Annotated in this window: 18 protein-coding genes and 1 riboswitch; of the genes, 14 read left to right on the top strand and 4 right to left on the bottom strand. The window is 69.7% G+C overall.

Going from position 1 to position 20,869, the window contains the following annotated elements:
* The first annotated feature begins 33 nt into the window (after positions 1-33).
* The 4 genes from ACHAAJ_RS12465 to ACHAAJ_RS12450 all read left to right on the top strand — a co-directional run bounded on the left by ACHAAJ_RS12465 (position 34) and on the right by ACHAAJ_RS12450 (position 3,921).
* Positions 34-993 (top strand): Lrp/AsnC family transcriptional regulator, encoded by a 960-nt coding sequence (locus ACHAAJ_RS12465; protein WP_435728518.1) that lies wholly within the window; start codon positions 34-36, stop codon positions 991-993.
* Between the two features lie 189 nt (positions 994-1,182).
* Complete coding sequence (locus ACHAAJ_RS12460; protein WP_435728517.1) at positions 1,183-1,929, top strand: DUF5058 family protein; 747 nt, start codon at positions 1,183-1,185, stop codon at positions 1,927-1,929.
* Between the two features lie 25 nt (positions 1,930-1,954).
* Positions 1,955-2,689, top strand: a complete 735-nt coding sequence (locus ACHAAJ_RS12455; RefSeq protein WP_435728516.1) for a hypothetical protein — start codon at positions 1,955-1,957, stop codon at positions 2,687-2,689.
* A 14-nt stretch (positions 2,690-2,703) separates the two neighbouring features.
* Positions 2,704-3,921 (top strand): amidohydrolase, encoded by a 1,218-nt coding sequence (locus ACHAAJ_RS12450; protein ID WP_435728515.1) that lies wholly within the window; start codon positions 2,704-2,706, stop codon positions 3,919-3,921.
* Positions 3,922-3,940: 19 nt separating this feature from the next.
* Here the strand turns inward: ACHAAJ_RS12450 and ACHAAJ_RS12445 are convergent, their stop codons facing one another.
* A complete protein-coding gene (locus tag ACHAAJ_RS12445) occupies positions 3,941-4,405 on the bottom strand; it encodes a universal stress protein (RefSeq protein ID WP_435728514.1) in 465 nt (154 codons plus the stop codon).
* A gap of 97 nt (positions 4,406-4,502) precedes the next feature.
* Positions 4,503-5,675 (bottom strand): MFS transporter, encoded by a 1,173-nt coding sequence (locus ACHAAJ_RS12440; protein WP_435728513.1) that lies wholly within the window; start codon positions 5,673-5,675, stop codon positions 4,503-4,505.
* A gap of 124 nt (positions 5,676-5,799) precedes the next feature.
* Between ACHAAJ_RS12440 and ACHAAJ_RS12435 the strand changes: the two genes are divergently transcribed.
* The gene (locus tag ACHAAJ_RS12435) at positions 5,800-6,567 is read left to right on the top strand and encodes a phosphatase PAP2 family protein (protein WP_435728512.1); all 768 of its coding nucleotides are present in this window, start codon (positions 5,800-5,802) and stop codon (positions 6,565-6,567) included.
* Here the strand turns inward: ACHAAJ_RS12435 and ACHAAJ_RS12430 are convergent.
* On the bottom strand, positions 6,564-7,109 hold the full coding sequence (locus ACHAAJ_RS12430) for a MarR family winged helix-turn-helix transcriptional regulator (RefSeq protein WP_435728511.1): 546 nt from the start codon (positions 7,107-7,109) through the stop codon (positions 6,564-6,566). The genes ACHAAJ_RS12435 and ACHAAJ_RS12430 overlap by 4 nt on opposite strands.
* Before the next feature lie 94 nt (positions 7,110-7,203).
* Here ACHAAJ_RS12430 and ACHAAJ_RS12425 point away from each other — a divergent pair, with 94 nt between their 5' ends.
* Both ACHAAJ_RS12425 and ACHAAJ_RS12420 read left to right on the top strand, forming a co-directional pair.
* Positions 7,204-9,081 carry an ABC transporter ATP-binding protein gene (locus ACHAAJ_RS12425; protein ID WP_435728510.1) on the top strand — a complete coding sequence of 626 codons (1,878 nt, stop codon included), beginning with the start codon at positions 7,204-7,206 and terminating at the stop codon, positions 9,079-9,081.
* A gap of 113 nt (positions 9,082-9,194) precedes the next feature.
* Entirely contained in the window at positions 9,195-10,307 is a 1,113-nt protein-coding gene (locus ACHAAJ_RS12420; protein WP_435728509.1) for a glutathione S-transferase family protein, read from the top strand.
* A 109-nt stretch (positions 10,308-10,416) separates the two neighbouring features.
* Here ACHAAJ_RS12420 and ACHAAJ_RS12415 read toward each other — a convergent pair whose 3' ends face one another.
* Positions 10,417-11,958 (bottom strand): alanine/glycine:cation symporter family protein, encoded by a 1,542-nt coding sequence (locus tag ACHAAJ_RS12415; RefSeq protein WP_435728508.1) that lies wholly within the window; start codon positions 11,956-11,958, stop codon positions 10,417-10,419.
* A 220-nt stretch (positions 11,959-12,178) separates the two neighbouring features.
* Between ACHAAJ_RS12415 and ACHAAJ_RS12410 the strand changes: the two genes are divergently transcribed.
* The 7 genes from ACHAAJ_RS12410 to gcvH all read left to right on the top strand — a co-directional run bounded on the left by ACHAAJ_RS12410 (position 12,179) and on the right by gcvH (position 20,855).
* Entirely contained in the window at positions 12,179-13,147 is a 969-nt protein-coding gene (locus ACHAAJ_RS12410) for an RNase H family protein (RefSeq protein WP_435728507.1), read from the top strand.
* 44 nt (positions 13,148-13,191) lie between these two features.
* On the top strand, positions 13,192-14,364 hold the full coding sequence (locus ACHAAJ_RS12405; protein WP_435728506.1) for a serine hydrolase domain-containing protein: 1,173 nt from the start codon (positions 13,192-13,194) through the stop codon (positions 14,362-14,364).
* Between the two features lie 161 nt (positions 14,365-14,525).
* Entirely contained in the window at positions 14,526-15,296 is a 771-nt protein-coding gene (locus tag ACHAAJ_RS12400) for an SGNH/GDSL hydrolase family protein (protein ID WP_435728505.1), read from the top strand.
* Positions 15,293-16,021 carry a VIT1/CCC1 transporter family protein gene (locus tag ACHAAJ_RS12395; RefSeq protein WP_435728504.1) on the top strand — a complete coding sequence of 243 codons (729 nt, stop codon included), beginning with the start codon at positions 15,293-15,295 and terminating at the stop codon, positions 16,019-16,021. The genes ACHAAJ_RS12400 and ACHAAJ_RS12395 overlap by 4 nt, the downstream gene beginning before the upstream one ends.
* Positions 16,022-16,089: 68 nt before the next feature.
* Positions 16,090-16,188, top strand: a riboswitch (glycine riboswitch).
* Between the two features lie 188 nt (positions 16,189-16,376).
* Positions 16,377-19,265 carry an aminomethyl-transferring glycine dehydrogenase gene (gene gcvP / locus ACHAAJ_RS12390; protein ID WP_435728503.1) on the top strand — a complete coding sequence of 963 codons (2,889 nt, stop codon included), beginning with the start codon at positions 16,377-16,379 and terminating at the stop codon, positions 19,263-19,265.
* A gap of 34 nt (positions 19,266-19,299) precedes the next feature.
* Positions 19,300-20,436, top strand: a complete 1,137-nt coding sequence (gene gcvT, locus ACHAAJ_RS12385) for a glycine cleavage system aminomethyltransferase GcvT (protein ID WP_435728502.1) — start codon at positions 19,300-19,302, stop codon at positions 20,434-20,436.
* Positions 20,437-20,474: 38 nt separating this feature from the next.
* A complete protein-coding gene (gcvH, locus tag ACHAAJ_RS12380) occupies positions 20,475-20,855 on the top strand; it encodes a glycine cleavage system protein GcvH (protein ID WP_435728501.1) in 381 nt (126 codons plus the stop codon).
* Positions 20,856-20,869 lie beyond the last annotated feature (14 nt).

Genomic DNA, 20,869 nt, shown 5'->3' with positions numbered 1-20,869 from the left:
TCTCGGTGACCCTCTGGAGGAAAGGTGGCGCCCGTGGACCGGGTTCTCGACGACTTGGAAATGCGCATCGTGGCCGCGCTCCAGGTGGACCCCCGCGCGCCGTGGCGGAAGATCGCCGCGGTGCTGCAGGAGCCCGAACGCACGATCGGCCGGCGTGGCAACGAGCTGATCGAGGCGGAGCTCGTCAACATCGTGGGCATTCGCCTGCGCGCGGAGTCGGCGCTGTTGCGGCTCCAGTGCGCGCCCGGAACCGCGCGGGTAACAGCCGAATCCGTGGCGCAGCGGCAGGACTCCACGTTCTCCTACATCATGACCGGGGGCGCCGACTGCGTCGCGGAGCTTCTGTTCGACCACGGCGCAATGCGTAATGTGCTGACCACGGAGGTCCCGGCGACGGTGGGGTTGGTGCGCGCGCTGAGCTATCCGATCCTCCGCTATTTCCGCACCATCAGGCGGTGGACGTCCGAGGCCATCACGCCCGAACAAATCGCGGCGCTGACCAACGATTTCACGCCGGAGACCGCCGGCATGATCCCCGACGACACCCTGTCCGGCGTCGATCTGCGCATCGCCAACGCCCTGGCGGAGGACGGCAGGGCCAGCCTCGAAACCATCGCCCGGCGGGCTTCGACGTCGGAAACGACGGCCGGCCGCAGGCTGGACTGGATGCTGGCGAACAGCCGCGTGCAGATCCGGGCGCTCGTGGAGCCGGGGACCCTGGGGCTTCCCGTGGAGGCGATGCTCTGGATCAGCGCGGCTCCGCAGAAGGTCGAACACCTGGGCCGCCTACTGGCGACCCATCGGCAGGTCCGCTACGCGGTGGCCGTCGCGGGCGCCTGCCACGTCGTTGCCAACGTCACGTTCGCGACCAACGCGGAGCTCTACGACTTCATTACGACGTCGGACTGGGCCCAGGAGGCGGAATCGATCGAGTCCACCATCCTGTTGCACGCGCGCAAGCGCGGGGGACGGTTGAACCACCTGGCCTTTTGAGTCGTCCGCGCCGCCGCGCGTGACGATTACCGACGAAAAAGACACGTGGGAGGCCCAGTGTGGGGGATGTGGCCAAACATCTGTCTATTTCCGGCAGCTCTTGTCATGACGCGGATCACACTGGATCGTGGTGTTCACCCCAAGGAAGCTTTGGGTGTCCCCGATCACATGAACAGGAGCCGCGCAGGCATGAGTTCCCTGAACATCCCGCTGCAGGTCAACCCCGGATCCACGGATATTCTCGCCGCGGCCAACTCGCCCATCGTCTGGTTCTGCGCGCTCGGCGTCTTCGCCGTCATCGTTCTCCAGTCGGTCCTCTACGTGAAGGCCGCCCGCAAGGCCGCCCCGGAGATCGGCATGGAAGCCACGGACGTCAAGGACGCGTTCCGCGCCGGCGCCGTCGCCTCCATCGGCCCGTCGCTCGCCGTCGTGCTGGTGGCCGTCGCATTGTTGGCCCTCTTCGGGACGCCCGCGGTGCTCGTACGTATCGGCCTCATCGGCTCGGCGGCGGCGGAGGTCGCGTCCGCCGGCATCGCGGCCGGCACCGCGGGGGTTACCCTCGGCGGTCCGGACTACACGCAGCAGATCTTCGCGCTGGCGTTCATTGCCATGAGCCTCAGCGGGGCCATGTGGATGCTCTCCACGCTGATCCTCACCCCGGTTCTCAAGCGCGGCAGCAAGAGCCTGGCCAAATTGAACCCCGCCGCCATGGCCATCATTCCGAGCGCCGCCCTGCTGGGCGCCTTCAGCATGCTGACGCTCAGCGAGCTTCCGAAGTCCGGTGTCCACGTGCTGGCGGTCGTCGCCTCCGCGGCTGCCATGGGCGTGTGCCTGTTCATCGCCAAGCACTTCGGCGTTCGCTGGCTGCGCGAATGGGCGCTGGGAATCTCCATCGTCATCGCCCTCATCGTCGCGTACTCCGCCCACTCCGCCTAGCCCGCATTTTTCGAAGGGAAACACCATGAGCATGCAACTCGACAGCCGCGCCGCCGCGGGCATGACGGAATTTGAAAACACCACGTCCCGCTGGGGCAGCATCACGATGACCGCGGGCCTGGTGCTATCGCTCATCGGTCCGGTCTACCTGGCCTTCTTCTCCGGCATGGAACTCACCGGTGGCCAGATCTGGGTCGCGTTCCTCGCCGTCGCCGCGGTGTTCGGCGTGCTGTGGATCCTAGAGCCCGTGACGTACTTCCCGATCCTCGGCTCCTCCGCGATGTACCAGGCGTTCATGATCGGCAACATCTCCAACAAGCTCCTGCCCGCGGCGCTCGTCGCCCAGTCCAGCATCGGAGCCAAGCCCGGAACGCGGCGCGGAGACATCGCCGCCGTCATGGCGATCTGCGGGGCCGCCGCCGTCCACCTGACGTCGCTGCTGATCTTCGTCGGCATCCTCGGCACGTGGCTGATCAGCGTCATTCCGACGGAGGTCATCGACGTGGCCCGGCTGTACATCCTGCCGTCGGTCCTCGGCGCGGTTCTCGTGCAGAGCATCGTATCGATGCGTCAGGTGCGCGCCACGATCATCGCCGTCGTCCTGTCCCTGATCATGCTGTTCGTGGTGATCCGGTCCGTGCCGCAGATGGCCTTCTACGGAACCGCCATCGTCGTGGTGTCCACCATTTTCCTGGCGTGGTTCCTGCGGGACCGCAAGACGGTCCACGCGCCGGTCGCCGAAGAACCGCACGAATCCTAGGAGTCCCCCGAATCATGGCAACGACACACAACGGACTGGAACTCACCGCGGCAGAGCGCGAGGAGATGCACGGCCTTTACCGCCACCTCCACGCCAACCCCGAACTGTCCATGCAGGAGTCCGCGACCGCCGCGTACATCGAATCCGCGCTGGACGCGCTGGGCGTCGAGAACTTCCGCTGCGGCGGAACCGGCGTCGTCGGCGTCATCCGCAACGGCGACGGCCCCGTGGTCGCGTTCAGGGCGGACACCGATGGGCTGCCGATCGCCGAGGACACGGGACTCGACTACGCCAGCACGGCCCGCGGGACGCTCGAGGACGGAACCGAGGTCCCCGTGATGCACGGCTGCGGCCACGACACCCATGTCACGGCGTCGCTCACCATGGCGAAGGTGCTCCTGCGCGAGCGCGGGACCTGGTCCGGCACGCTGGTGCTGGTGTTTCAGCCCGGCGAGGAGACCGGGGCCGGCGCCCGCGCCATGCTCGAGGACGGGTTGTGGGACCGCGCGCCGCGGCCCGAAGTGGTCCTCGGCCAGCACGTCATGCCGCTGCGGGCGGGGCACGTCAACTACAGCCGCGGCACGGCCATGGCCATGGCCGACTCGCTCAGGGTGACCGTCCGGGGCAAGCAATCGCACGGCTCGCAGCCACAGAGCGGCATCGATCCGATCGTCATCGGGGCGCACATGATCACGCGGCTGCAGACCATCGTCTCCCGCGAACTCGGACCGATGAAGCCCGCGGTCGTCACGGCGGGAACCTTCCACGCGGGGCTGAAGGAAAACATCATCCCGGACCGCGCGGAGTTCACGCTGAACATCCGCACGTTCGAGGAACCGGTCCGCGCCCAGGTCATCGCGGCCGTGAAACGCATCGTCAGCGCCGAGGCCGCCGCCGGCGCGGCGCCCGAGCCGGAGGTCGAGGAGCTCTACTCCTTCCCCCGCTGCTACAACGACCCGGACGCCACCGACCGCGTCGCCGCCGCGCTGCGGAGCGTCATCGGCGAGGACAACGTGCACGAACAGCCGGCGCTGATGGGCAGCGAGGACGTCGGGCACCTGGCCGATTCGATCGGCGTTCCGCAGGTGTACTGGATGTTCGGGGGCTTCGAGGGGCCGGCGGAGGAGATGCCGGTGAACCACTCGCCGTTCTTCGGGCCGGTCATGGAACCGACCCTCAGCACCGGTACGACGGCGGCGATCACCGCGGTCCGGGCCTACCTCGCGCCCTAGCGGGGCGGCGCCGCGCCCGTCAGCCCAGTGCGGTGTCCGTCGTGTGGACCACCAGCACGGGGCAGTGGGCGCGTGCCACGCAGGCCGAACTCACGGATCCCAGATGGAGGCCGTGGAACCCCCCGTGGCCTCGCCGGCCTAGAACCAGCATGTCGGCATCCTGGCTGGCCTCGATCAGGAGGGGTCGTGCGCTTCCGTACCGCACCACCGCCTCGAGGTCCTTCGGCCGGTCGTCACCGAAGGCCTTCCCCAGGGTCCGTTCCAGATCCTCCTTGGCGCGATCCTCGAATTCATTCCGGCCAATTTGCGAGTAGCCGTCGGGAATCGCCGGAATATCCCAACAGGCGAGGGCCACGATGCGTTGGCCCAGCGAGCCCGCGATCCGCTGTGCGGTCCGCAGGGCGGCGACCGAACCCTCGGATCCGTCGATACCGACGACTATCCGGCCGGCCTGGGTGCTCTGGTCGTTGTTGCTCTCTTCCACGGCTTCCTCCTGTTGGCCACCCGACCGCGTTCCGTGGCCGGGAACTTGTGCTGACATGCCCATCATGCGCCGCCCGACCGGCGCTGTATAGGACGGGTCACCGCGCGTTTGCGGCCACCGTTGCGATCGATGCCGCGCAGAGGACGGCGACGAACGCCAGGATCGCGACCGGGTCCGCCCATCGACCGGCGAAGGCCAGGACGGTGGGGGTCAGGAAGCCCAGGTAGGCCAGCGTGTAGTAGCGGCCTGTGAGCGCGCCCATCTGGTGCGGCCCGGCCGCGCGGTGGGTCTCGAGGAGCCCGGACACCATCAGGAGTCCGTACCCGGCGCCCAACACGGCGGAGGCCGCCAGTCCCGTCCACGGATCCTGCACCACGACGGCTGAGACAGCCACCAGAAGGCCCGCCAGGACGGTCCCCAGCGACGCGAGCAGGGCACGCGCGGACCGGTCCGAGTCGAGACGGCGGGCCAACGGCTGGACCGCCACGCCGCAACCCAGGGTCAGGGCGACGGCCGCCGTCGCATAGAGCACCCGCGAGCCCCCGACGTCGTCGATCATGCCGGGGACGACGGCGAAACCGATCGTCCCGGAGCCGAAGACCCAGGGCGCGGCCGGGGCGACGACGCGGCGGAACCTCGGGACCGGCGTCGTGGTCAGAAGGTGGAGGATCCCCGGCGGACGGTTGGTGCGGGGGCGCGTCTCCGGGAGCCGCGCTGTGAACGCCAGCAACGGTACGCACAGGACCATGTGCAGGACACAGGGAAGGATCCCCGGGTGCGGCGCCCAGTTCGCCACCAGACCGCTGACCACCGGGCCCAGCCAGAATCCGGCCGTCGCCAGCAGGGAAGCCCGTCGCGCTCCGGCGCCGGCTGCCGGAGTCTCGGCCCACGGACGTTGCGAGAGTTCCTTGATCCAGCTGGTCGCGGCAGCCATGGCGATCCCGGTGGCCACACCGGCCACGAACCTTCCCACGAAAAGCGGTGCCGCGCCCAGGCCGCCACAAGCCATGATGGCGCTGGCGAGGATGGACAGCAGGATGGCGCCAAGCGTCAGCCGGCGGCGCCCCGCGAAGTCGGAGACGGGTCCGGTGACCAGCAGGGCGGGAATCAGCCCCAGCACGTAGATGCCGAGCATCGCGGTCACGGCCAGCTCGGAAAACCCGTGCTCCTGCCGATAGAACGCGAGCAGCGAGGCGAACTGGTTGGCTCCCCAGCCGACCATCATCAGGGAGAGTCCGGCGGGAAGCCAGAGGCGCGGGGCAGTGGTCACCGCCCCATCCTGTCCTGTCCGCGGCGGGTCGGCACAATCCGGGTTCCGCCCCCGCGCCGCGCCCGGTCCGGGGATCCGAGCCGATGTCCTGCGCGGCCGTCCCCGGAGGGCTACGCTTTTGGGCATGGCAGATGCGCGCGCCGTGGTGCGGCGCTACTTCGACGAACAACGGCCCATGCCGGAGCAGGGGCGGCTGGGTCTGCTGCGGACGGCGGCCACCTTGGCCGTCGTTGGCCTCTCCGGCTTTGCTTACATCCTGTGGAGCATCCTGAACGACGCCGGGGCGGCCGCCCTGGACGAGCCTTTGCGCGACTGGTTCGTGGAGCTGCGCGGTCCGCGATGGGACGGGGTGATGTGGTTCCTCTCCATGGTCACCGGCCCCGTCTTCCTGCCGGTGCTGATGTTGGTGCTGACCGTGGGGTGGATCTGGCTCGGCAAGCACGCCTGGCGTCCCACGATGCTCGCCGGAGGGATGCTGCTGGGCGTCGGAATCGCCATTGTCATCCGCGACACCGTGGACAGGCCGCGCCCACCGCCGGACCTGATGGTGCTGTTCGAGGCCGACCATACGTTTTCCTTCATTTCCGGGCACACGCTGGGCGCGACCAACTTCGCGCTGCTGGGCTTCTACGTGCTCTATTCCAGGCACACCAACCCGAGGCCGTGGATGTTCTGGGGCGGCCTCGCGGCGGCGGTGCTGTGGATCCTGTCGTCGGCCTCGAGCCGCCTCTACACGGGGTTCCATTGGTTCACCGATGTTGTCGGGTCCATGTGCATCGCGATGGCCATTCTCGGCCTGGCAATCGCCGTGGACACCTGGCACACGGCGGAACCCGCCGGCACTCCGGCGGGTCCCGACACGGAGCCGGCGGGACCTCCGGCGGCCCGCTAGGGCATTCGCCGGGGGGCGACCGGATCCGTGTCCTCGGCGAGGACGGTGAGCAAGCGGGCAAGTTCCGCCTGCTCATCCGTTTCCAGCCGCCCGAAGAAGCGGCCTGACTCGCGACGCCGAACGGCCATGACACGTTGCTGGAGCGCCGTGCCCTGCGCGGTCAACACCACCTGCGTCGCCCGGCGGTCGCGCGGATCGGCCCGCCGTGACACGAGTTGCTTCGCCTCGAGTTGGTCGACCACCTCCGTGGCCGAACGCGGAGCGATGCGCAGCCGGTCCGCGAGCTCGTTCAACCTCAGCGCCTGGGGCTCGGCCTCGACATCGTCCCCGGCAGCCGGTCGCCGCCGGTGCGGGGCTTCGGGATACGTATGTGGGTGGACGTGGCCGCCGCCGGCCAGGACGTGGAGGGCGCGCCACTGGTGCGGGGTCAGTTCGAACGGCGCCAACTGAGCAGCCCAAGTCCGTCGCAGCCCGCGGAACGCCGCATGGAAGAGGTCGCCGAGAGCGGCCGAGTCGGGGAGCGAGGGATGGTCGAGGGGCATGCCACCAGTCTACAGATTGCCGGGCAACCACATAGTGAGGTAACCTCTGTATTGAGTGCGCGACGGGCGCACCGCTTCACAGGAGGTGGCGTCCTTGGCGAAACCACAGAGTCCCCCCGCGGATGCGGTCGGCACGGTGCCCGTCGGCGGCAGCGGAGGATCCCACCGGGTCGGGCGCGTCGACCCGGCCGACCGGAACCAGCTGAGCGCCCATCCCGTCAGTCTCCGTCGCATCGCGGTCCTCTTCGCTCCGCACAAGGCCCGCATCGCCGTCGTCGTCCTGCTCATCAGCATCTCCTCGGTGGTCGGGCTCGCCCAACCGTTCCTCATCCGGGCCATCATCGACAGCGCACTCCCGGACGGTAACGTCCCCCTGCTCACGTCGCTCGCCGGAGGCCTCGTTGCCGTTGCCGCGGCCACCGCGGTCATCGGCGTCGTCCAAACGTGGATGGCGACCGACATGGGCCAGCAGGTCATGCACGGGCTGCGGACCAGCCTCTTCACCCACCTGCAGCGCCAATCGCTCGGCTTCTTCACCCGAACCCACGGAGGCGACGTCCAATCCCGCCTGACGCACGACATCTCCGGCATGCAATCCGTGGTCACCACCTCGGCCACCTCCGTCGCATCCAGCCTCACGACGGCGGTGGCCACGGCCGTTGCCATGGTGGCCCTTTCGCCCCAGCTCAGCCTGTTGTCCCTGATCGTGATCCCTCCGGCCATCTGGATCAGCCGGAGGGTGGCCCTGCTCCGCCGCGACATCACGGCCGAGCGCCAGAAGGAGTTGGCCAAACTGCACACCCAGGTGGAGGAGGGACTGTCCGTCTCCGGGGTGCGGCTCGCGAAAACGCTCGGAACCACCGGACGCGACGCCGGACGGTTCGCCGAGTCCTCGGAGCGGCTGATCGGCCTGGAGATGCGCTCGCAGTTGGCCGGCCGCTGGCGTATGGCGACCATGGGAATCGTCTTCGCCGCCATCCCCGCCGCGATCTATCTGGCCGCGGGCTTCCCGGCCGCCACCGGCGGAATGACGATCGGCACGCTGGTGGCGTTCACCGCGCTGCAGGGGACCATCTTCCGGCCCATCATGGGACTGCTCAACGTCGGCGTCCAGTGGGTCACTGCACTGGCCTTGTTCAGCAGGATCTTCGAATACCTGGATCTCGAGCCGGACATCGCGCCGCCCCTCCGGCCGGTGGCCATCGAACCCACCGCCATCCGCGGCGACGTGCGGTTCGAGAACGTGGAATTCGCCTACGATCGCGGAGCGCCCGTCCTGCGCGGAGTGAACCTGAGCGTGCCGGCCGGCACCACGACGGCGGTGGTCGGACCAACCGGCTCCGGGAAGACGACGCTGGGCGCTCTGGTTCCCCGCCTGCACGACGCAGGCAGCGGGCGCGTCACCATCGACGGCATCGACGTGCGCGGCTTTTCGGCCGTCGACCTGGCGAGGGTCGTCGGCGTCGTGTCCCAGGAGTCCTACCTGATCCACGCGTCGATCCGGGACAACCTCCTGCTGGCAGCGCCTGGCGCAGACGACGCCGCGCTGTGGAGCGCGCTGGCCTCGGCACACATCGCTGACTTGGTCGCCGGGCTGCCCGCGGGGCTGGACACGCTGGTCGGCGCCCGCGGCCACCGCTTCTCCGGCGGCGAACAACAGCGCCTGGCGATCGCCCGCACCATGCTGCGCAACCCCCGGGTCCTGGTGCTCGACGAGGCCACGTCCGCGCTGGACAACACCACCGAGGCACAGGTCCAGGCGGCGCTGGACAGGTTGGCCGAAGGCAGGACCACGATCACCATCGCGCACCGGCTCTCCACTGTCGAGCGCGCGGACCAGCTGGTGCTGCTGGACGGCGGTCGGATCGCCGAGCGTGGCGCGCCCGCCGAGCTGCTGGCCGCGGGCGGCGCCTTCGCCCGCCTGGCGGGCACTGCAGAGGCTGGCCGCCTCGAACGGCAACCGGCCTTGTGACCCGCGGGGCCCTGGCTGCGCGGCGCGGCCCAGGCCGGACAACGGGAATCATCCACCGCCCGCGGGCGGTGATGGCGCGTGCGGGGAACGCGCGGCGAACGTAGGGTATGGGGATGGCAGACAACGACTTCTCGACCCGAGGTTCCTACGTCACCGGTGGCGCCGAATTCAGCCGCGACACGAACTACATCGACGACAGGATCGTCGCGGATCCGGAGGCTGTCCGGGCGTCCGGTGGGGCCTTCGGCAGCAGCATCGGCGATGCGCGCGGCGGATTGCCCGAGGGTGCGCAGGCGTGGCCGGTCGAGCCTGGCCGGTACCGTCTGATCGCCGCCAGGGCCTGTCCGTGGGCCAACCGCGCCATCATCGTCCGGCGCCTCCTGGGCCTTGAGGACGCCCTTTCGCTGGGCACTCCGGGACCGACGCACGACGCGCGGTCGTGGACGTTCGATCTCGATCCGGACGGCCGCGACTCCGTGCTGGGCACCGAACGGCTCCAGGAGAACTTCTTCAAGCGGTTCCCCGACTACCCTCGCGGGATCACGGTGCCGGCGATCGTCGACATCCCAACGGGCGGGGTCGTCACCAACAACTACCCGCAGATGACACTGGACTTCTCCACCGAGTGGACCCGGTTCCACCGCGAGGGCGCCCCGGACCTGCTTCCGGCGGACTTGCTCGAGGACATGCAACCCGTCATCAAGCGCATTTTCACGGAGGTCAACAACGGCGTCTACCGCTGCGGCTTCGCCGGGTCGCAGGAGGCCTACAACGACGCGTACGACCGGTTGTGGGCTGCCATGGACTGGCTCGAGGAGCGCCTGTCCGGCCAGCGGTACCTGATGGGGGACACCATCACGGAGGCCGACGTGCGGCTGTTCACCACGCTGGTGCGGTTCGACCCGGTGTACCACGGGCACTTCAAGTGCAACCGGAACAAGCTCACCGAGATGCCCGCCCTGTGGGGCTACGCACGGGACCTGTTCCAGACCCCGGGCTTCGGCGACACCGTGGACTTCGAACAGATCAAGGCGCACTACTACGTGGTCCACGAGGACATCAACCCCACCGGGATCGTTCCGGTGGGACCGGACCTCGCGAACTGGCTGGACCCGCATGGCCGCGAGGCGCTCGGGGGTTCCCCGTTCGGCGCCGGCACGGCGCCGGGTCCGGTGCGGGCGGGCGAGGAAGTCGCCGCCGGCGCCAACCCGCTCTACCCCGCGTAGCCTCCACGCCCGGCCCCGGGCGAAGCGCACAAGCCGGCTGCCGCCGTCGTACCAAACAGTACGACGGCGGCAGCCGGCTTTTTGTGCGTGAGCGGTCGGGCGTCCGGAGCTAGAGCCGGGCCGCTTCCTTCTCGAGAGGTGCCCGCTTGTAGGACTCCCAGAAGGTGGCGCCCACGATGCCGAGCGGGCGCGGATCGAAGACCGGGTCCAAGCCCAGCTTCTTCTGCGCCTCGAAGTCCTTGAGCGCCTTGAAGGCAGGCTTCTGCAGGATCAGGATGCCGATGATGTTCAGCCACGCCATCAGGCCGACGCCGATGTCGCCCATCGTCCAGGCATCCGCGGCGGTGTTGACGCAGCCGTAGGCGACGGCGATGAGGATGAGCACCTGCAGCCCCATGGTGGTGACCCGGCCGATGCTGACCTTGAGGCCCGGGATGAGCCTGTTGGACGAGTTGCCCACCAGGAACCGCAGGTTGGTTTCCGCCATGTAGTAGTAGGCGAAAACGGTGGTCAGGCAGAAGAAGATCAGCGTGATGGCGATGAACGCCGCGCCGAAGCCCGGGAAGACGCTGTCGAAGCCGGTCTGCACGAACTGCGGTCCCACCGTGGCCGAGGCCGAGAGCAATCCGCCCTCGAGGAGGACGTCGGTGTCCTCGGTGCCGCCGGAGAAGACGCGGTAGGCGCCGGTCGAAAGGATCAGGAAGCCGGTGGCCGAGCAAACGAACAGGGTGTCGATGTAGACGGCGAAGGCCTGCACGAGGCCCTGCTTGGCGGGGTGCGAGACCTCGGCGGCGGCCGCCGCGTGGGGTCCCGTGCCCTGGCCGGCCTCGTTCGAGTAGACACCGCGCTTGACGCCCCACATCACGGCCAGGCCGATGACGGCGCCCAGCGCCGAGTCCATGCCGAGCGCGCTACGGAACACCAGGGAGATGATTTCCGGCAGCTGCGCGGCGTTCACGAAGACCACGACCAGCGCGAGGAGGATGTAGGCGACGGCCATGAACGGAACGACGAATGCCGCGACGCTGGCGATGCGCTTGACGCCGCCGATGATGACGAAGGCAAGAACAATGACGGATCCGACTGCGACGATCCACGACGGGATCGTCCAGGCGCCGTCGATCGCGGTGGCCATCGAGTTGGCCTGGACGCCCGGCATGAGGACGCCGCAGGCGAGAACGGTGACGGCGGCGAAGACGTAGCCGTAGACCTTGAAGAACGGCGCGCCCTTGGTGTGCGCCATTGCACGGGACAGGTAGTACGCGGGTCCGCCGCGGTACTCGCCGGTCAGCGGGTCGCGGGTCTTGTAGATCTGGCCGAGGGTCGATTCGATGAACGACGTCGAGGCGCCCAGGAAGGCGACCATCCACATCCAGAACAGCGCGCCCGGTCCGCCGAAGGCGATCGCGGTCGCGACGCCGGCGATGTTGCCGGTGCCGACGCGCCCGGAGAGGGACATGGCCAGCGCCTGGAACGACGAGACGCCGGACGCCGACTTCTCACCGCGCAGGAGCTGCTGGACCATGCCCTTGACATGCCGCACCTGCAGGAAGCGCGAACGGACGGAGAAATAGACGCCGGTGGCGAGGCAGAGATAGACGAGCCAGTCGCTCCAGATGACGTCGTTGATGGCTGATAGGGCATCGCTCATAAGTGTGGGGTCCCTCCATGAAGAGCGTGGGTGTTGCGTGTGGGGTGGCATTAGCGGTGCGCAGACCGGCTAGGCAGTGGCGCGTCGCACAAATGCCTGTGAAGTTTCTCACAACCCATCGCCTCCCGTCCATTTGGCGGCCTCCGCGCCAGCCCCGGGTGCTGGTGGGGCGGTGGTGCGGCAGGCCCAAATGGAGGCCCCACATGGCAGGATTGAATTCATGACAATCACTGCCGCCGCGGACGGCTCCGCCCTCGGAAACCCCGGTCCGGCCGGGTGGGCCTGGTACGTCGACGACGAATGCTGGAGGGCCGGCGGCTGGCCCCACGGCACGAACAACATGGGCGAGCTCATGGCGGTCCTGGACCTGTTCCGGTCCACGTCGCACCTTCAGGCCGAGCACCTGCACATCCTGTGCGACTCCCAGTACGTCATCAATTGCGTCACCAAGTGGATGCCGGGGTGGAAGCGGAAGGGCTGGAAGAAGTCGGACGGCAAGCCGGTGCTCAACGTCGACCTCCTGAAGCAGATCGACGACGTCATCAAGGGCCGCGACTACAGCTTCGAATGGGTTCGTGGCCACGCCGGCCACGAACTCAACGAGGCCGCGGACGTGCGCGCCCGGGCGGCCGCCACCGCGTTCCAGGGCAGGCGTCCCGCCGACGAGGGGCCGGGCTTCGCGGGCGCGGCCACCCGCGCGCCGGCGACCCCCGCGGACCAGGGGGCGCAGCGCGTCGTCGTTGAGACGGACCGCGAGGCGCCGCGCGCGGGAGCCGAGCAGGACGACCTGTTCAGCGAGTTGGAGGACGTCCGCGAGACGGGCACGGGCAGCGCGGACATCGACGCGGTGGTGACCCTGGAACGCGAGCTGTTGGAGCCCGCTGTCCGCTCCGAGGTGGGCCAGCTGAACTATCTCCTCCATCCCGGCTACCGCGAAATCGCCGCGGACGGCACGCTGCGGGACAAGGACTCGAGCATCGCGGTGCTCGCCTCGCTCGAAGCGGGCGGCGGGCCGTCCGGGACCGCTGGCCGATTCGAACTGCTCGCCTCGGAGGTCGTCGGCACCGACGTCGTGCAACTGGCGTACCGCCTGTCCGGCGCGCGGGGGACCGCCGTGGTCGGATCCGCGTGGCAGCGCGACGCCGGCCGTTGGCGCCTCCGCTTCCGCCAGGAGACCCCCGAGTCCTGACCGCCGGCCCCGGCCGGTCCAGGGGCGCCCCCTACACTGGGCGCATGAGCGAGACCACCGAGAACCACACCGTGACGGGGGACCTCACCGATCCGCGCTTCGCGCCGGTTGCCGAGCTGCTGGGCGAGTTCGCCGCGGAGGACGCCGACTATTCGGCGCAGCTTGCCGTTTACCACGAGGGCCTGCCCGTCATGGACCTCGCGGTGGGGCCGCACAGCACGCGCGAGTCGCTGACGGGCGTCTTTTCCTGCTCGAAGGGCGCCTCCGCCATGGTGGTCGGCATCCTCCTGCAGGAGGGCGTGTTGGAACTCGACGCGCCCGTCGCCGCCTACTGGCCCGAATTCGCCGACAACGGCAAGGAACTCGTCACCGTCCGCCAGCTGCTCAGCCACCAGGCGGGCCTGCCGGGCGTCGACGGCGGCATGACGCTGGAGGAGTACGAGGACTCACGGCTCGCCGCCCGCATCCTGGGCGCCGCGGCGCCGTCGTGGCGGCCGGGGGCGGCGCATTGCTACCACGCGTTGAGCATCGGCGTGTTCATGGAGGAACTGGCCCGCCGGACGGCCGGCGAACGCCTGCAGGACATCTACGAGCGCCGGATCAGGGCGCCGTTCGGCATCGACTTCCATCTGGGACTGCCGGAAACCGAGGAGCCGCGCTACCGCGACGTGCTCAAACCAGCACGGGAAGCCGAGCTTCCGTTCGTCGACCCGTTCGGCGTCTTCGGCCTGTCCGTCAACTCGACCGCCGGCCTCGAGGGCCCGGACGGTCCCAGCCGGGACATCCTGGACCTGCCGAACGTCCGCTCGGTCCGGGCCGCCGGGCTGGCAGCGGCCGGCGGGGTGGCGAACGCCCGTGGCATCGCGCGCCTGTACGCGGCCGCCAGCACCGGCGTGGTCGGGGCGGACGGAAAGCTGGGCGAGCCGTTCCTCTCCGACGCGACGCGCGCCGCCATGTCCCAGGAGCAGGTCTTCGGCCCCGACCGCGGGCACGGGCTCCTCGGCGCGTTCGGGATCGTCTTCATGAAGTCCCAGCCACGCAACGACTTCGGTTCGGCCCGTGCCTTCGGGCACGACGGCGCCAACGCCTCCCTGGGTTTCGCCGACCCCGCCTACGGGATCGGTTTCGGCTACGTCCCCGCCCGCGCCGAGCTGTCCGGGACCGGATCGCGCGCCGGCCGCCTGACGGTGGCCGTGCGGCAGGCGCTCCTGGGCTAGCCGCGGGTCTCGCGCTACCGGGGCCAGCCGATGGAGGCGAGGACCCCCGGATCCATGGGTGCGCTGACCGCAACGACGGTTCCGGCCGCGACGAACGTGCGCTGTGCACGGCGTTGGCCTTTTCGGTGCCGCTCGGCACCGAACGTGGCTAGGCTGGCTGCGTGGACTTTGAAAAGCGATACGTGGCCCTGGGGGATTCGTTCACGGAGGGCGTGGGCGACGGCGATCCCCGGCGCCCCCACGGCGTCCGCGGATGGGCGGACCGGGTCGCCGAACAGCTCTGCGCCGCGGACCCGGAGTGGGGCTACGCGAACCTCGCCGTCCGCGGCAAGAAGATCCGCCAGATCCTCACGGAACAGTTGCCCGCGGCCCTGGCGCTCAAGCCGACCCTGGTGACGCTGTACGCGGGCGGCAACGACATCCTGCGCCCGAGCGTCGACATCGACAACCTCATGCGCGGCTACGAGGAGGCCGTGGCCGCGCTGTCCGGAACCGGCGCCGCCGTCGTGCTGTTCACGGGGTTCGACTCGTCGGGGTCGGCGGTGTTCGGCAAGACGCGCGGACGCACCGCGATCTACAACGAGTGGGTCCGCGAGATCGCCGAGAGGCACGACGCCTCGATCGCCGACTACTGGCGCTGGCGCGAGTTCCAGGACTGGCGCTACTGGGCGCAGGACCGCCTGCACATGGGCGTCCCCGGCCACACCCTGATGGCGAAGAAGGTACTCGAGGTGCTGCGGGCCTCGGATGAGATCGCGACGCCGGAGCTCGAGACGGCCCCCGCGCTCGGGCGCCTGCGGCAAATCCAGGCGGACGCGCAATGGGCGCGCGAACACGTGGTCCCCTGGGTGAGGCGGCGGCTGACCGGCACGTCTTCCGGAGACGCCCTCACCGCCCGCCATCCCGACTACGTGCGGCTGGGGCAGCCGTGACCGGCCCGGAGCCCGCGCACGGCGAAGAGCCCCACGATTCCTCGGGCGTCGCGCAACGGCTCAATTGGCTGCGCGCCGGGGTGCTCGGCGCAAACGACGGGATCGTCTCCGTGGCGGCCGTCGTCGTGGGCGTGGCCGGAGCCACGTCGGCGACGGGACCGATCCTCGCGGCCGGCGCCGCGGCCCTCATCGGCGGGGCCATCTCCATGGCCCTGGGGGAATACGTCTCCGTCTCCAGCGCCGCCGATTCCCAGCGCGCGCTCATCGAGAAGGAAAAGCGGGAGCTCGAGGAAACCCCGGACGCGGAACTCGCGGAGCTGGCGGGCATCTACGCGGCCAAGGGACTCTCCACGGAGACGGCGCGGCGGGTCGCCGAGGAACTGACGCGACACGACGCGCTCGGGGCGCATCTGGAGGCCGAGCTCCACATCAACGAGACGGAGGTCGCCAGCCCGTGGCACGCCGCGTTCGCCTCGGCCATCGCCTTCACGGTGGGTGCTCTCCTCCCGTTCCTGACCGCCGTGCTGTTGCCGCCGGACATCCGCGTGCCGGTCACCTTCGCCGCGGTCCTCGTGGCGCTCGCCGGCACCGGGGCGCTCGGCGCGCGCCTCGGCGGCGCCCGGCCGCTGGTGCCGACCGTCCGCGTCCTGGTGGGCGGCGCCGCCGCGCTTGGGGTGACCTTCGCGATCGGGACCTGGCTCGGCGCAACCGGGGCCGTCGGTTAGCGACTTCCAGTTGTTTGTGGCGCGCGTCTCGAACTAGACTGTGGGCTGTGCCCCCGTGGCACGGCCAATGACATGCGGCGGGAGAGATCCGCCAGATCCACTGGCGGGCGCCGTAGGAGCAATTTCCTCCCCGGGAATCTCTCAGGCCCCCGTACCGTCGCGCATAGGCAACTCTGGAAAGCAGTTCCGTTCCACCGGGTCAAACCGGCGGGGTTCTCGGGACTCACCGACGGTGCAAGAGGCGCCGGGCACACCGCCCGGGGCCCCGGAAACTCTCAGGTCCAATACAGAGTCGGGGAGGAACCAAAGCTCATTCGGCGTGCACGCACCTCGACCAACCTTGGAGTTCCCCCTTATGACCGCGACAACGGCCCGCCCCACCACAGCCCGCGACAGCGGCGACCTCGTGTTCGCCGACCGCCACATCGGCCCGCGCGGAGACGCCACCGAAACGATGCTCCGCCACCTGGGCTACGCAACCCTCGACGAACTCGTCGACACGGCCGTCCCCGCGGACATCCGCCAGTCGGCCCCGCTGGATCTCCCGGCGCCGCGAACCGAGGCGGAGGTGCTCGCGGACCTGCGGAACATCGCGTCGAAGAACACCATGAAGACCCAGATGATCGGACAGGGCTTCTACGACACGTTCACGCCTCCGGTCATCCTGCGCAACGTCCTCGAGGACCCGGCCTGGTACACGGCCTACACGCCGTACCAGCCGGAGATCTCCCAGGGCCGCCTCGAGGCACTCCTGAACTTCCAGACGATGGTGGGGGACCTGACCGGCCTTCCCATCGCCAACGCGTCGCTGCTCGACGAGGCGTCCGCCGTCGCCGAGGCCGTCCTGCTGATGCGCCGCTCGAACAAGGCCAAGGGCGACGCCAAGACCGTCCTGGACGCCGACCTGTTCCCGCAGACCATCTCCGTGGTCCGCGGCCGCGCCGAGGCCCTCGGCTTCGAGCTCGAGATCGCCGACCTCTCCCAGGGCCTGCCCGACGGCGACATCTCCGGAATCGTGCTCCAGCAGCCCGGCAACTCCGGCCGCGTGGCCGACCACGCCGCGGTCATCGCCGCCGCCAAGGAGCGCGGGGCCATGGTCACGGTCGCCGCCGACATCCTCTCCCTGACTCTGATCGTCCCGCCGGGCGAGCAGGGTGCCGACATCGCGGTCGGCAACACCCAGCGCCTCGGCGTGCCGCTGTTCTTCGGCGGACCGCACGCCGCCTACATGGCCGTGCGCCAGGGCCTCGAACGCTCGCTCCCGGGCCGCCTCGTGGGCGTCTCCAAGGACGACGCCGGCGTGCCCGCCTACCGCCTCGCGCTCCAGACCCGCGAGCAGCACATCCGCCGCGAGAAGGCCACGTCCAACATCTGCACCGCGCAGGCGCTGTTGGCCATCACGGCCTCCATGTACGCCGTCTACCACGGCCCCGAGGGCCTGAAGGCGATCGCCCGCCGCGCCAACCTGCGCGCCCGCACGCTCGCCACGGTGCTCTCCGGCGCCGGGATCGAGCTGGTCGCCGACACGTTCTTCGACACCGTCCAGGCCCGGGTTCCCGGGCGCGCCGCCCACGTGATCGCGTCGGCCGAGACCCACGGCGTGAACCTGCGCCTCGTGGACCCGGAGACGGTCGGGGCGTCCGCGGACGAGACCACGACGCCGGAGCACATCATCGCCATCGCGTCCGCGTTCGGCATCGAGGACGCGGCGGCGAAGGTCGCGGCGGCCGAGCGGTCCGCCGGGAACGAGCTGCCGGACGCGATCGTGCGCACCAGCGACTTCATGTCCCACCCGATCTTCCACTCCATCCGTTCGGAGACCCAGATGCTGCGCTACCTGCGCAAGCTCTCCGACCGCGACCTCGCGCTCGACCGCACCATGATCCCGCTGGGCTCGTGCACCATGAAGCTGAACGCCACCGCCGAGATGGAGTCCATGTCCTGGCCGGAGTTCGCCTCCATCCACCCCTACGCCCCGGCGCACCAGACCGCCGGCTGGCGCGAACTGATCGCCGACCTCGAGGCACGGCTGAGCACCATCACCGGCTACGCCGGCGTGTCCATCCAGCCCAACGCCGGATCCCAGGGCGAATACGCGGGCCTGCTCGCCATCCGCCAGTACCACTTGGCCCACGGCGACGACGTGCGCACGGTCTGCCTGATCCCCGCCTCCGCCCACGGCACCAACGCCGCTTCCGCGGTCCTCGCCGGCCTGAAGGTGGTGGTCGTCAAGACCGCCGAGAACGGCACCATCGACGCCGCGGACCTCGACGCCAAGATCGAGGCCAACAAGGACACCCTCGCGGCCATCATGATCACCTACCCGTCCACCCACGGCGTGTACGACGCCGATGTGCGCGAGGTCTGCGACAAGGTCCACGCGGCAGGGGGCCAGGTGTACATCGACGGCGCCAACATGAACGCGCTCGTCGGCCTCGGGCAGCCGGGCAAGTTCGGCGGCGACGTCTCCCACCTGAACCTGCACAAGACCTTCTGCATCCCGCACGGCGGCGGCGGACCCGGCGTCGGCCCGGTGGCCGTGGCCGAGCACCTGATTCCGTTCCTCCCGGGGGCGCCCGCCGGCGCATCCAACGGCAACGCGGGCACCCCGGTGACCTCCACGCCGTACGGCTCCGCCGGAGTCCTTCCCATCTCCTGGGCCTACGTGGCCATGATGGGCGGGAAGGGGCTGACCGACGCGACGAAGAACGCGCTGCTCGCCGCCAACTACGTCGCCTCGCGCCTGAACGAGCACTTCCCGGTGCTCTACACGGGCAACAAGGGCCTGGTCGCCCACGAGTGCATCCTGGACCTGCGCGACGCCACGGCGAAGTCCGGCGTCACCGCGGAGGACGTGGCCAAGCGACTCATCGACTACGGGTTCCACGCACCGACCCTCGCGTTCCCGGTCGCGGGCACGCTGATGGTGGAGCCGACCGAGTCCGAGGACCTCCCGGAGATCGAGCGCTTCATCGAGGCCATGATCTCCATCCGCAAGGAGATGGACCAGGTCGCCGCCGGGGACTTCGCGCTGGAGGAGTCGCCCCTGCGCCTCGCGCCGCACACCGCGGCCGCCGTCGTGAATTCCGAGTGGGACCGCAAGTACACCCGCGAACAGGCGGCGTTCCCGGTCCCGGGACTGCTGCAGGACAAGTACTTCACGCCCGTCGGGCGCATCGACGGTGCGGGCGGGGACCGGAACCTCATCTGCTCCTGCCCGCCGCCCGAGGCGTTCGAGAACTAGTCCGGCCCCGGCCCCAGATTCGAAAGGCACAACCATGACTGAACAGACCACGACGCCGCGGCGCACGGCGCTGCACGACGAGCACGCCCGCCTGGGCGCGTCCTTCACCGACTTCGGCGGCTGGGACATGCCCCTGAAGTACGGCTCCGAGCTCGGCGAGCACAAGGCCGTCCGTGAGACCGCAGGCCTCTTCGACCTCTCCCACATGGGCGAGGTCTGGGTCGAGGGCCCGCAGGCCGCGGCGTTCCTGAACACCGCGCTCGTCGGCAACCTCGCCGTCATCGCCGTCGGCAAGGCAAAGTACTCGCTGATCTGCAACGCCGACGGCGGCATCATCGATGACCTGATCACCTACCGCCGCGCCGAGGACCGCTTCCTGGTGGTCCCCAACGCCGGCAACGCGCCCCGGGTCGCGGCCGCGCTGGGCGAACGCGCCGAGGGCTTCGACGTCACGGTCACGGACGCCTCCGCCGAGACCTCGCTGCTGGCGGTCCAGGGACCGAAGGCGCTGGAGATCCTGCTGCCGCTGGTTCCGGCCGCGCAGCACGCGACGGTCACCGACATGAAGTACTACGCGGCGGACGACGTCGAGTTCACGGTCGCGGGGGCGCCGGTCAAGGTGCTCCTCGCGCGCACCGGCTACACCGGCGAGGACGGCTTCGAGCTGTACGTCCCCAACGTCCAGGCCGCCTCCCTGTGGCAGGCGCTGATCGAGGCCGGCCACGACCATGGGCTGGTCCCGGCCGGCCTGGCCTGCCGCGACTCCCTGCGGCTCGAGGCGGGCATGCCGCTGTACGGCAACGAGCTCTCCGAGGACGTCACCCCGTTCGAGGCGGGCCTGGGCGGCGTCGTCTCCTTCAAGAAGGAGGAGGACTTCATCGGGCGGACCGCGTTGGAGGCCAGGAAGGCCGCCGGGGCGGACCGCGTGCTGGTCGGGCTCAAGGGCCTCGGGCGCCGTGCCGGCCGTTCGCACTACCCTGTCCTTAAGGACGGCGCGCCGGTCGGCGAGGTCACCTCGGGCCAGCCCAGCCCCACGCTGGGCTATCCCGTGGCCCTCGCCTACGTCGACGCCGGACTCGCCGAGCCGGGCACCCGGCTCGACGTCGACCTGCGCGGCAAGGCGGAGCCCTTCGAGGTCGTCGCCCTGCCGTTCTACAAGCGCCAAAAGTAACCAACCGCAGCCCACCGGCTTCCCGAAAGGAACACACCATGAGCAAGGTTCTCTCTTCCCTCCGCTACTCCGCCGAACACGAATGGGTCGACTCGGCCAGCCCGGCCAAGATCGGCATCTCGCAGATCGCCGCCGACGCACTCGGCGACGTCGTCTACGTCGACCTGCCCGAGGTCGGCGCGACCGTCACCTCCGGCGAGTCCTGCGGCGAGGTCGAATCCACCAAATCGGTGTCCGACCTCTACGCGCCCGTCACCGGCACCGTCGTCGAGATCAACCAGGAGGCCGTGGACAACCCCGCCCTGCTGAACGAGGACCCCTACGGCGCCGGCTGGCTGTTCACGGTCGAGGTCTCCGAAGAGGGCCCGCTGCTCTCCGCGGAGGACTACGCCTCCGCCAATGGCGGGGACGTCGCGTGAGCGCAGTATACGAA

This window comes from Arthrobacter arnarulunnguaqae (genome assembly GCF_051262515.1).
Taxonomy (GTDB): domain Bacteria; phylum Actinomycetota; class Actinomycetes; order Actinomycetales; family Micrococcaceae; genus Arthrobacter_N.
Note: the sequence above shows the minus strand (reverse complement) of the source record. Positions and strands in the feature narration are given on the sequence as shown.

What these genes read in the sequence shown, in the direction of transcription:
- ACHAAJ_RS12460 (WP_435728517.1), top strand. Translation starts at nt 1,183, where the DNA reads ATGAGTTCCCTGAACATCCCGCTGCAGGTCAACCCCGGATCCACGGAT.
- ACHAAJ_RS12455 (WP_435728516.1), top strand. Translation starts at nt 1,955, where the DNA reads ATGAGCATGCAACTCGACAGCCGCGCCGCCGCGGGCATGACGGAATTT.
- ACHAAJ_RS12450 (WP_435728515.1), top strand. Translation starts at nt 2,704, where the DNA reads ATGGCAACGACACACAACGGACTGGAACTCACCGCGGCAGAGCGCGAG.
- ACHAAJ_RS12435 (WP_435728512.1), top strand. Translation starts at nt 5,800, where the DNA reads ATGGCAGATGCGCGCGCCGTGGTGCGGCGCTACTTCGACGAACAACGG.
- ACHAAJ_RS12430 (WP_435728511.1), bottom strand. Translation starts at nt 7,109, where the DNA reads ATGCCCCTCGACCATCCCTCGCTCCCCGACTCGGCCGCTCTCGGCGAC.
- ACHAAJ_RS12420 (WP_435728509.1), top strand. Translation starts at nt 9,195, where the DNA reads ATGGCAGACAACGACTTCTCGACCCGAGGTTCCTACGTCACCGGTGGC.
- ACHAAJ_RS12415 (WP_435728508.1), bottom strand. Translation starts at nt 11,958, where the DNA reads ATGAGCGATGCCCTATCAGCCATCAACGACGTCATCTGGAGCGACTGG.
- ACHAAJ_RS12410 (WP_435728507.1), top strand. Translation starts at nt 12,179, where the DNA reads ATGACAATCACTGCCGCCGCGGACGGCTCCGCCCTCGGAAACCCCGGT.
- ACHAAJ_RS12405 (WP_435728506.1), top strand. Translation starts at nt 13,192, where the DNA reads ATGAGCGAGACCACCGAGAACCACACCGTGACGGGGGACCTCACCGAT.
- gcvP (WP_435728503.1), top strand. Translation starts at nt 16,377, where the DNA reads ATGACCGCGACAACGGCCCGCCCCACCACAGCCCGCGACAGCGGCGAC.
- gcvT (WP_435728502.1), top strand. Translation starts at nt 19,300, where the DNA reads ATGACTGAACAGACCACGACGCCGCGGCGCACGGCGCTGCACGACGAG.
- gcvH (WP_435728501.1), top strand. Translation starts at nt 20,475, where the DNA reads ATGAGCAAGGTTCTCTCTTCCCTCCGCTACTCCGCCGAACACGAATGG.